The sequence below is a fragment of the Streptomyces sp. SBT349 genome (assembly GCF_001083795.1).
Taxonomy (GTDB): Bacteria; Actinomycetota; Actinomycetes; order Streptomycetales; family Streptomycetaceae; genus Streptomyces.
This window is the reverse complement of sequence record NZ_LAVK01000285.1, coordinates 1-10,075: the sequence shown is the minus strand read 5'-3', so window position 1 is coordinate 10,075 and position 10,075 is coordinate 1. Positions and strand designations below refer to the sequence as shown.

The following is a 10,075-nucleotide window of genomic DNA, read 5'->3' as shown; positions in this document are numbered from 1 at the left end:
TCCCCGGCCACCACGTCCCCCGCCCCCACGTCCCCCGGCGGCACCGTCGTCACGGTCACCGACGCCACGTTCGCCGAGACCGTGCTCGCCTCGCCGCTTCCGGTCCTGGTCGACTTCACCGCCGACTGGTGCCCGCCGTGTCGCATGATCGCGCCCGTGCTGGCCGCCCTCGCGGCGGAGAAGGCCGGGGAGCTGAGGATCGTGACCCTGGACGTGGACCACAACCCCCGTACCACCGCGGCCTACGGCGTGCTGTCCATGCCGACCCTCGTCCTCTTCCGCGCGGGCGAGCCGGTCCTCTCCCTGGTCGGCGCCCGCTCCCGGCACCGCCTCCTCCAGGACCTCGCCGACGCGCTCTGACCCGGCGCCCTCCGGTCCGGCCCGACCCGGTGTCCACCGACCGGTGGACACCGGGTTCAGCCGGACGAGGCTGTCGGGAGGAGGACCCCGGCGACCAGCATCGACGGCATGACACACCTCCCTCTGCGCGTCGCCGGCTGGAGCGCCCGGCACCCCTGGCGCGCGATCACCGGCTGGTTCCTGTTCGTCGCCCTCTGCCTGGGCGCGGCGGCCGCGGTCGGCGGCAACCCGGCCACCTCCGAGGACTTCCGCATCGGCGAGGCCGGGCGCGCCGAGGCCATGGCGGCCGAGGGCGGCCTCGAACAGCGGCCCGTGGAACGGGTGCTGATCACCGCGCCGCCCGGCGCCGGACCGCTCGACGAGGCCGGGGCCCGCGCCGCCGCCCGGGACATCACCGCGCGGATGGAACGCCTCCCCGAGGTCCTCACCGTGGCCGCGCCCGTCCTCGACGCGGACGGCACCGCCCTCCGGGTCGACGTCACCCTGAGGGGCCCCGAACTCGACGGCAGGAAGCACGTCGAACCGCTCCGCGCCCAGACCGCCGAGGTCCAGGCCGACCACCCCGGCCTGCGGGTGGAGGAGACCGGCGGCCCGTCGATCAGCGCGGGCGTCGAGGAGCTGCGCGGCACCGACCTCGCGCGGACCGAGGTGATCGCGCTGCCGGTCACGCTGATCACCCTGCTGCTCGTCTTCGGCTCCGTGGCGCTCGCCGTCGTCCCGCTGCTGCTGGCGCTCACCTCGATCGCCGCCGCCCTGGGCCTGTCCACGCTGGCCTCCCACGCCTTCCCCGACGCGGGCATCGGCACCAACATCATCCTGCTGATCGGCCTCGCCGTCGGCGTCGACTACACCCTCTTCTACCTCAAGCGGGAACGGGAGGAACGGGCCCGCTCCGGCGGTCGCCTCTCCTCGCGGGCGGTGGTGGAACTGGCCGCCGCGACCTCGGGCCGGGCCGTCGTCCTCTCGGGGCTCGCCGTCGCCGTCTCCGGCGCCACCCTCTGCCTCGCCGACGACGTCATCTTCTCCTCGATCGCCACCGCCACCATCGTGGTCACCTTGGTCGCCGTCGCCAGCTCGCTGACCATCCTCCCCGCGCTCCTCGCCACGCTCGGCGAGCGCGCAGAACGCCGCACCGAACGCCGCGCCGCCCGCAAGGCGGACCGCCGGGCCGACCGCCGGGCCGCGCGAGGCGCCACCCGCGCGCGCCGCACCGGCCGCCTCACCGCCGCCATGCTGCGCCCCACCGCCCGGCACCCCGCCGCCACCCTGGGCGTCGGCGTCCTCGCCATGCTCGCCCTCGCCACCCCGCTCCTCGGCCTCAACCTCACCGACATGGGCCGCGAGACCCACCCCCGCGACATCCCCGCCATGCGGACCTACGACCGGCTGGGCGAGGCGTTCCCCGAGCTGAAGTCCATGCACCAGGTCGTCGTCCGCGCCGACGCCGACCGCGCCGACGAGGTCGCCGCCGCGCTGCGCGACCTGGCCGACCGCGCCCGGAACGACCCGCGCCTGGCCGGAACGGCGGACCTCCGCACCTCGGCCGACCGCCGGATCAGCCTGCTGGAGCTGCCCGTTCCGCACCATGTGAGCGAGGATGCGGCGCGGACGTCCCTCGACGCGGTCCGCACCGGCTACGTCCCCGCCACCGTCGGGGCGCTGGAGGGCGTCGAGACCGCCGTGACCGGCGACGTGGCCCGTTACGCCGACTACCCGGAGCACCAGAAGGAGAAGCTGCCGCTGATCATCGGGGCCCTGCTGCTGGTGACGTTCGGCATGACGGTGTGGGCGTTCCGCTCCGTGGTCCTCGGCCTGGTCGGCGTGGTCCTGAACCTGCTGTCCGCCGCCGCCTCGCTCGGCCTGCTCGTCCTCGTCTTCCAGGGCACGTGGGCCGAGGGGCTGCTCGACTTCACCTCCACCGGCTCGATCGGCTCCCGGGTGCCGCTGCTCCTGTTCGTCATCCTCTTCGGCCTGTCGATGGACTACCAGGTGTTCGTGATCAGCAGGATCAGGGAGGCGGCGCTGAACGGCGTGCCCACCCGCAGGGCCGTGATCGACGGCATCGGCAGCTCGGCGGGCGTGGTGACCAGCGCTGCCTTCGTGATGGTGACGATCTTCGCCAGCTTCGTCTTCCTGCACATCATGGAGATGAAGCAGATGGGCTTCGCCCTGGCGGTGGCCGTCCTGCTCGACGCCGTCGTCATCCGCATCATGATCCTGCCCTCGTTCATGCTGCTGCTCGGCGACAGGAGCTGGTGGCCCTCGCACGGCGTGCGCCGGGCGCGGAGCACCGCCGCCGCCCCCGAGGCCGCGCACCTGGCGAACGTAGGCTGAACGGCATGAGGCAACGGCCACAGCCCGGCCCGAGGGCCCACCCGCCGGAACGGCTCCCCGTCCGGGCCTTCCGCCTCTGGTACGGGCTCTTCTGGGCGCTCACGGGCCTGTTCCCCCCGATCATCGCCGAGGCGGACGAGCCCGGCGCGGCCACGTACTGGCTGTCGGCGCTGGTGGCCCTGCTCCTGCTGGCCTACGCGGTGCTGGAAACGTTCCCCCGCACCCCCGGCGTGCGCCCGCGCGCGTTCCTCCTCGTCCTCCTCCTCGGCCTGGGCGCGATCGCCTGCCTGCGCGGCGCGGGCGCCTCGCTGCTCCTGGTGACGCTGCCGCACTTCTGGTTCTTCGCCGGGAGCCCGCGGGCCGCCATCGCGTCCAGTGGCGCCGCCACCGCGCTCACCGTCCTCGGCGGCGCGTTCCACCACGGCTGGGACGGCCGGGGCGGGGCGGGCCCCGGCTGGGAGGACGGCCTGCTCACCGGCAACGCCCTGGTCTCGGTCGCCGCGTACCCGGCGAGCGTGCTGCTCGGCCTGCTGGTGCACCGTTTCGTCGAGCAGCACGAGCAACGCGCCCACCGCCTGAGCGCCGAGCTGGAGGAGGCCCAGGCGCGGCTCGCCGAGGCGCACCAGCGCCAGGGCGCCGCCGACGAGCGCGAGCGCCTCGCCCGCGAGATCCACGACACCCTCGCCCAGGGCTTCGCGTCGATCATCGTGCTGGCGGAGGCCGCCCGTTCGGGGCTCGGCGCCGACCCCGGCAGGAGCGCCCAGCAGCTCCTGTCGATCGAACGCACCGCCCGGGAGAACTTCGCCGAGGCCCGCGTCCTCGTCGGCTCCGCGCCAAAGGACCCCCAGGACGGGGGGATCGCCCCGGGATCGGTCGCGGTGACCCTGCGCAGAACGGTGGACCGTTTCACCGAGGACACCGGCCTCTCCCTCGTCGCCGAGCTGCCGGACGTCGCGTGCGACCAGCGGACGCGGATCGCGCTGCTGCGCTGCGCCCAGGAGTCCCTGGCCAACGTCCGCAAGCACGCCGGCGCCACCACCGTGGGCGTCGTCCTGGCGCGGCACCCCCACGGCATGGAGCTGGAGATCACCGACGACGGACGCGGCTTCGTCGTGGCCGACTCCCGCGGCTTCGGCCTCGACGGCATGCGCAGGCGCCTCGCGGAGCTGGGCGGCGAGCTCACCGTCACCAGCTCGGTCGGCGACGGCACCCGCGTCCTGGCCACGATCCCCGTGCACGGCGAGGAGTGAGATGGACGAACGCCCCCTCCGCGTCGTCGTGGTGGACGACCACACGGTGATGCGCGCCGGGGTCGTCGCCCTGCTCGCCGCGGAGCCCACCGTCACGATCGCCGGCGAGGCGGGCGACGGCCGCGCGGCCGTGGACCTCGTGGCCCGCCTCCGGCCCGACGTGGCGCTGATGGACCTGCGGATGCCCGTGCTCGACGGGGTGGCCGCCACCGCGGAGATCGTCGCGGGCGGGACCGGGACCCGGGTGCTGATCCTCACCACCTACGACACCGACGCCGAGATCGAGCACGCGGTCGAGGCGGGCGCCATCGGCTACCTGCTGAAGGACACCACCCGCGACCAGCTGGTGGACGCCATCCACGCCGCCGCCCGCGGCGAGACGGTGCTCGCCCCCCGGGTCGCGGAACGCCTGGTCGCCCGCATGCGCCGCCCCACCCCCGTCACCCTGACCGCCCGCGAGGCCGAGGTCCTGGGCGCGGTGGCCGACGGCCTCTCCAACGCCGCCATCGGCGCCCGCCTGCACATCGGGGAGGCCACGGTGAAGACCCACCTCCTGCGCGTCTTCGCCAAACTCGACGTCGGCGACCGCACCCACGCGGTCGTCAAGGCCCTGGACAGCGGCCTCCTCCCGCGCCGCCCGCCCGGCGGCACGGACGGCCCGCCGCCCGTCAGGGGCCGAGGCCCGGCTGGTCCTTGAGCTGCCTGCGGGAGGTGATGCCGAGCTTGCGGAAGATGTTCCGCAGATGGGCGTCGATGGTGCGCGGGCTGAGGAACAGCCGGGCCGCGACCTCGTTCGACGTCGCGCCGGTGGCGACCAGCCGGGCGATGGAGACCTCCTGCACGGTGAGCTGGTCGTAGGTGCTCCCGGACCGGGCGCGCGCCCTCTCGCCGGTGGCGCCCAGCTCGTCGGCGGCCCGCCGGGCGAACGCCTCGATCCCCGCCCCGGACAGCAGCTCGTGGGCGGCGCGCAGCTGCGAGCGGCAGTCCCGCCTGCGCCCCTCGCGCCGCAGCCACTCGCCGTACAGGAGGTGAGCCCTGGCCCGGTAGGGGAGCAGCGGGCTCGTGGCGAGGCGCTCGACGGCCTCCCGGTAGTGGTCCTCGACCCCGGTCACCAGCCCTCGCGCGTACGCCGCGACGCCCAGGCCCGTGGCGGTTCCGCAGGTCGCGGTGCGTTCGGTCAGCGCGTCCAGCGCCGCCGCGGCGGCGTCGGGCTCGCCGCACCGGACGGCCGCCTCCACCAGCTCGGGCAGGGCGATCCCGGCGAGGAAGAGGTCGCCGTTCGCCGTGGCCCGCCGGGCCGCGGCCAGCGCGGCCGGGTAGTCGGCCAGGCCGTTGTTCAGCACGGCAGCGGCCCAGTGGACGTTGGCGATCAGCTGGCCCGCGCCGCGCTCGGTCGCCGTGGCGGTGGCCGTCCTGACCAGGTCGAACGCCTCCCGGCGGCGGCCGCGCACCGCGGCCAGGTGCAGCCGGGGATAGAGCAGCGGGGGCACACCGGCCGCGTCGGCGATCGCCTCCTCCTCGGCGATCGCGGCCAGCGCCTGCCCGACGTCGCCGGTCAGCGCCGCGTAGGACGCCTGCTGGGCGAGGCCGAGGCGCAGCACCAGCGGCGAACCCGACGCGCGGCCGGTCCTCGTCAGCCACTCGGTGATCGTCGCGTGCAGGTGCGGGTCCCACAGTTCCCCGGCGAGCATGATGCCGAGGGCGGGCCGCCGGGTCCACATCGGGCTGTCGCCGCCGTCGAGGACCTTCCGCAGCAGGGGAACGGCCGCCCGGTGCCCGTCCGTGGCCAGCAGGACGAGCGCGTCCAGGACGTCCGGGGAGCCCGGGGCCGGCCCGGCGGACCCCGCCTCGGTCAGCACCATGTCCATCACCCCGCTGGCCCGGCCCACGACCAGGCTCATCTCCAGGGCGTCCAGGAAGCGGTCGCGCGACCACTCCGGGTCCAGACCGGCGAGCCGCCGCGCGGCACGGAGCATGAACGCCGGGCCGTTGCCGTCGTTGTGCCGCACGAAGGCGATCTGGCCCCGCAGCAGGTCGAGCCCGGCCCGCTGGGTCTCGTCCAGGGCCGCGTGCTCGACGGTCGTGAGGAGTTCGGCCGCCGCGTCGGCGCCGCCCGCGTCGAGCCGGGCCTGCACCGCGGCGAGCGTCCGTTCGATCCGCCGGGCACCGTCCAGCGACAGCGCCGCCGCGCGTTCGATGAACGCCGCCGCGGCCACCACGCCGCCCCGCGAGCGGGCGCGGGAGGCGGAACGTTCCAGCTCCGCGGCGACGTCCTCGTCCGGGCCGGTGCTCGCCTGCGCGCGGTGCCAGGCGCGCCGGTCCGCCTCCCGCACCGGATCGGTCACCTCGGCCAGCGCCCGGTGGGCCTCCCGGCGCCGCTCCGCCTCCGCGGCCCGGTAGACCGCCGACCGGGCCAGCGGGTGGCAGAAGCGGACCCGGGTGGAGAACTCCACCAGCCCGGTGGCGGTCGCGGCGGCGCTGGTCGCCGCCACGTCGAGCCCGAGCCGCCGCGCGGCGGGCCACAGCAGCCCGGGGTCGCCGGTCGGGTCGGCGCTCGCCACGGTCAGCAGCAGCCGCGCCCCGGCGGGCAGACCGGCCAGCCTGGCCCGGAAGCCGCGCTCGATCCGGTGCGGCACCGAGGACGTGTCCGGCGGGGCGAACCCCCCGGCTCGCGGCAGTTCGAGCAGCGCCAACGGGTTCCCGCGCGCCTCGGCCAGGAGCCGGTCACGCACCTGCTCGTCGAGCGTGGCATGGCTCCGCGCCGCCAGCAGCGCCCGCGCGTCGGCGTCGCCCAGCCCCTCGACGACCAGCCCGGGAAGCTCGTCCCACTCGCCCGCCGCGGACGGCAGCCGGACCGCGAAGGCCATCGCCACGGGTTCCGATCCGACGCGCCGGGCGAGGAAGGCCAACGTCCTGGACGACGCCGCGTCCAGCCACTGGGCGTCGTCGACCGCGCACATCAGCGGGCGGTCCCGCGCCGCCGACGCCAGCAGCTGAAGGGACGCCAGGCCGGTGCGGAACAGGTCCGGCTCGCCCGTCGCCAGGCCGAACGCGACCCGCAGGGCCTCCCGGTGCCGCTCGGGCAGCCCGTCGAGACGCCCGAGCACCGGCACGCACAGCTGGTGCAGGGCCGCGAACGGCAGCTCCGTCTCGTACTGCGACCCGGTCGCGCGCAGGACCCGGAACCCGGACGCCGCCCGCCGGGCGTGCTCCAGCAGCGCGCTCTTGCCGATGCCCGCCTCGCCGCGCAGGACCAGCGCCCCGCCCCGGCCCGCTCGCGCGGCCCCGGTCAGTTCGTCGATGCGCCGGATCTCGTCCCTCCTGCCGACGAGCCGACCGGGAAACTGAGCCCACGTCATACCGCGTACGTTAGGCCAACCGTGGCCTCCCTCGGGCAGGTGATCGACCGCGTACGGCGTGCTGGCGCCGCCGTCGTCCGGCCTCCGGGCGGGCGCGGCGGCGCCCGGGGCGCCGGAGGCGCCGGAGGCGCCCCGGCCGGGGGCACCCGCCGTCGCCTATCCGGCACCGGCGCCGCCGCGTAGGCGATGTCCACCGACGCGAGCGGACGCGCCCCGCCGCGAGCCTGGGAGCCCGGCCGCGCCGGGCCAGGAGGAGCCGTCACCGGGGCACGCCCCGGACCGGCCCGTTCCCCCACCCGGCGCACCTCGATGACCCAGGGAGGGTGCGATGATCTACCACGGCAACCGGATCAAGCTCAAGGACGGCGTCACTCCGGAGCAGCTCGACGAGGCTCTGGAGATCCTGCGGGAGACGGGCCGGACCGTCCCGGCCGTGACGTCGTTCTTCATCGGTCGCGAGTTCGGGGAGTACGACTGGAGCGCGATCTTCGTGCTGGCGGACCTGGACGGCTACTGGGAGTACCTGATCCACCCGGCCCACACCCGGGCCGAGCGGTTCGGGATGCCCCTGATGGAGAAGTTCGAGGCGTTCGACATCACCGACGACCCCGACCCCGCGTTCGGCGCCAAGGTGGCGGAGCTCCAGAAGCGTCACGTCGACACCGACCCGGAGCTCGCGAAGCTGATGGCGGGCCTCGCGTTCAGCACGGGCGGCAGCGCCTTCCCGCCGGCGCGCTAGCCGCGCGGCGGGCTCAGCCGTCCTTCAGGTGGGCGAGCGCCCCGATGAGGCGGTCGGCGATGTCCTCCGGCCACGGGAAGGCGCGGGTGACGGCGCGCTGGTGGGCCAGCCCGTGCAGGCCCAGCCACAGCGCGACGGCGTCGCTGGACAGGTCGGTGCTCGTGGCCTGCCCGGCGGCGACGCAGTCGCCGAGGGCGTCGATGAGGACCTGCAACGTGTCCGCGCCGAGCGTGACCAGGTCCTCCTCGGTCAGCGAGCTGTCGCCGAGGGTCGGCACCCACAGGCCCCCGAACATCGTGCGGTAGCGCTCGGGGTGGCTCCTGGCGAAGTCGAGGTAGGCGGTGCAGACCGCGTACAGCCGCTTCCGGGGGTCGTCGCCGGCCTCCTCCACGGCCGAGCCCAGCCTGCTGGTCAACGCGGCGAACTCCCGCCGCACCACGGCCAGCATGATGGCCGGCTGGTCGGGGAAGTGCGCGTAGATCGAGGGGGCGGCGATGCCGACCCGGCGGGCGACCGAGCGCAGCGTGATGGCCCGTTCGTCCCCGGCCTCGTCGAGCAGCTCCGCCGCGGCGGTGACGATCTCCCCCCGCAGACGGCCGCCCTCCCCGCGGCGGTTGCGCCTGCGGGCCGGCCGGGGCGCGGCCGATTCCTCCGGCCCGGGGTCATTCTCCGTGTCCTTCACGCCGTCACCTTACAGCGTGAAGTTTATCGGCGCACCCCCCTTGCCCGGCCCCGGGCAACGTGCGTAGCCTTACGACCGTAAGCAAACAGCCCCAAGCCTGAGGAAGTGCACCATGACCAGCGCCGTCACCACCCGCGCCACCGAGATCGTCCTGCCCGGCGAGGTCGAGCCGAGCGGCCTCCAGGTCCGGACCCGCGACCTCTCGGCCCCCGCCGCGGGCCAGGTCGTCCTGCGGATGAACGCCACCGGCGTCTCGTTCGCCGAGCAGCAGATGCGCCGCGGTAAGTACTACCGCCAGCCGCCGTTCCCCTTCGTCCCCGGCTACGACGTGGTCGGCACGGTCACCGCCACCGGTCCGGGCGTCGACACCGCCCTGGCCGGACGCCGGTTCGCCGCCGTCACCAAGACCGGCGGGTGGGCCAGCCACCTGCTGGTCGACGCCGGCGACCTGGTGCCCGTGCCGGACGGCCTGGACGCGGCGGCCGTGGAGACCGTGGTCGTGAACGGGATCACGGCCTGGCAGATGCTGCACCGGATGGCCAAGGTCCGCTCCGGCGGGACCATCGTGGTGCTGGGCGCCAACGGCGGCGTCGGGTCCACGCTCGTCCAGCTCGCCCGGCACGCCGGGATCACCGTGATCGGCACCGCCTCACCGCGCCACCACGCGACCGTGCGCGAGCTGGGCGCGATCCCCGTCGACTACCGCGACCCGCACCTGTACGACCGGATCCGGGAGTTCGCGCCGGACGGCGTGGACGCGGTGTTCGACCACGTCGGCGGCGCCGGTATCGCGCGGTCGTGGCGGCTGCTGCGCCGGGGCGGAACGCTCGTCTCCTACGGCACCGCGGCGACGAAGGACGACACGGGCGCCTCGCAGCTCCCGGTCCTCAAGCTCTTCGGGCGGCTGCTGCTGTGGAACCACCTGCCCAACGGCAGGAGCGCCCACTTCTACAACTTCTGGGCGGGCCGGCGCCGCCTGGCGGCCTTCCGGCGGCGGCTGAGCGAGGACCTCACCCAGGTGCTGCGGCTGCTGGCCGACGGCGTCCTCGTCCCGCAGGTCGCCGCGCGGATCCCGCTGGCCGACGCCGCCTCGGCCCTGACGCTCGCCGAGTCCCGCACCGTCATCGGCAAGGTCGTCCTCGTCCCCGGCACCTGACGACCCGAGCACCGCCCCCGGCACCCCCCCGAATCCCTGAAACACCGGGCCTGTCTCTTATACACATCTCCGAGCCCACGCGACTAAGGCGAATAACGGCTGCCGTCTTTTTCTTTAAAAAAAAAAGAATCCCTCTTGCTCCTCCAGCCGAAATACCAATTACACTACTCAATAGCTAATCGGAGATCGTAACGA

8 protein-coding genes are annotated in these 10,075 nt (G+C 74.9%); 6 read left to right on the top strand and 2 right to left on the bottom strand.

The features are described 5' to 3' along the window. The 4 genes from trxA to ADY01_RS27120 form a co-directional block, all read left to right on the top strand. Positions 1-360: thioredoxin (trxA, locus tag ADY01_RS27135; RefSeq protein WP_049578780.1), on the top strand; the 360-nt coding region annotated here is incomplete at its 5' end. A 108-nt stretch (positions 361-468) separates the two neighbouring features. Next, the gene (locus ADY01_RS27130) at positions 469-2,694 is read left to right on the top strand and encodes an MMPL family transporter (RefSeq protein ID WP_049578778.1); all 2,226 of its coding nucleotides are present in this window, start codon (positions 469-471) and stop codon (positions 2,692-2,694) included. Between the two features lie 5 nt (positions 2,695-2,699). Further along, positions 2,700-3,944, top strand: coding sequence for a sensor histidine kinase (locus tag ADY01_RS27125; protein ID WP_049578782.1), 1,245 nt, complete (start codon positions 2,700-2,702; stop codon positions 3,942-3,944). 1 nt (position 3,945) lies between these two features. After that, complete coding sequence (locus tag ADY01_RS27120) at positions 3,946-4,641, top strand: response regulator (protein WP_049578776.1); 696 nt, start codon at positions 3,946-3,948, stop codon at positions 4,639-4,641. Here the strand turns inward: ADY01_RS27120 and ADY01_RS27115 are convergent. Beyond that, positions 4,613-7,303, bottom strand: a complete 2,691-nt coding sequence (locus ADY01_RS27115) for an AAA family ATPase (RefSeq protein WP_049578774.1) — start codon at positions 7,301-7,303, stop codon at positions 4,613-4,615. The genes ADY01_RS27120 and ADY01_RS27115 overlap by 29 nt on opposite strands. Positions 7,304-7,631: 328 nt before the next feature. Here ADY01_RS27115 and ADY01_RS27110 point away from each other — a divergent pair, with 328 nt between their 5' ends. After that, entirely contained in the window at positions 7,632-8,042 is a 411-nt protein-coding gene (locus tag ADY01_RS27110; RefSeq protein ID WP_049578773.1) for a Dabb family protein, read from the top strand. 13 nt (positions 8,043-8,055) lie between these two features. On the opposite strand, the gene ADY01_RS27105 is transcribed toward ADY01_RS27110, so the two are convergent. Further along, a complete protein-coding gene (locus ADY01_RS27105) occupies positions 8,056-8,724 on the bottom strand; it encodes a TetR/AcrR family transcriptional regulator (RefSeq protein WP_049578771.1) in 669 nt (222 codons plus the stop codon). A 112-nt stretch (positions 8,725-8,836) separates the two neighbouring features. Here ADY01_RS27105 and ADY01_RS27100 point away from each other — a divergent pair, with 112 nt between their 5' ends. Further along, entirely contained in the window at positions 8,837-9,880 is a 1,044-nt protein-coding gene (locus tag ADY01_RS27100; RefSeq protein ID WP_049578769.1) for a medium chain dehydrogenase/reductase family protein, read from the top strand. Positions 9,881-10,075: the final 195 nt, after the last annotated feature.

Excerpts from the sequence above, each read along its gene's own strand:
- ADY01_RS27130 (WP_049578778.1), top strand. The coding sequence starts at position 469 with ATGACACACCTCCCTCTGCGCGTCGCCGGCTGGAGCGCCCGGCACCCC.
- ADY01_RS27125 (WP_049578782.1), top strand. The coding sequence starts at position 2,700 with ATGAGGCAACGGCCACAGCCCGGCCCGAGGGCCCACCCGCCGGAACGG.
- ADY01_RS27120 (WP_049578776.1), top strand. The coding sequence starts at position 3,946 with ATGGACGAACGCCCCCTCCGCGTCGTCGTGGTGGACGACCACACGGTG.
- ADY01_RS27115 (WP_049578774.1), bottom strand. The coding sequence starts at position 7,303 with ATGACGTGGGCTCAGTTTCCCGGTCGGCTCGTCGGCAGGAGGGACGAG.
- ADY01_RS27110 (WP_049578773.1), top strand. The coding sequence starts at position 7,632 with ATGATCTACCACGGCAACCGGATCAAGCTCAAGGACGGCGTCACTCCG.
- ADY01_RS27100 (WP_049578769.1), top strand. The coding sequence starts at position 8,837 with ATGACCAGCGCCGTCACCACCCGCGCCACCGAGATCGTCCTGCCCGGC.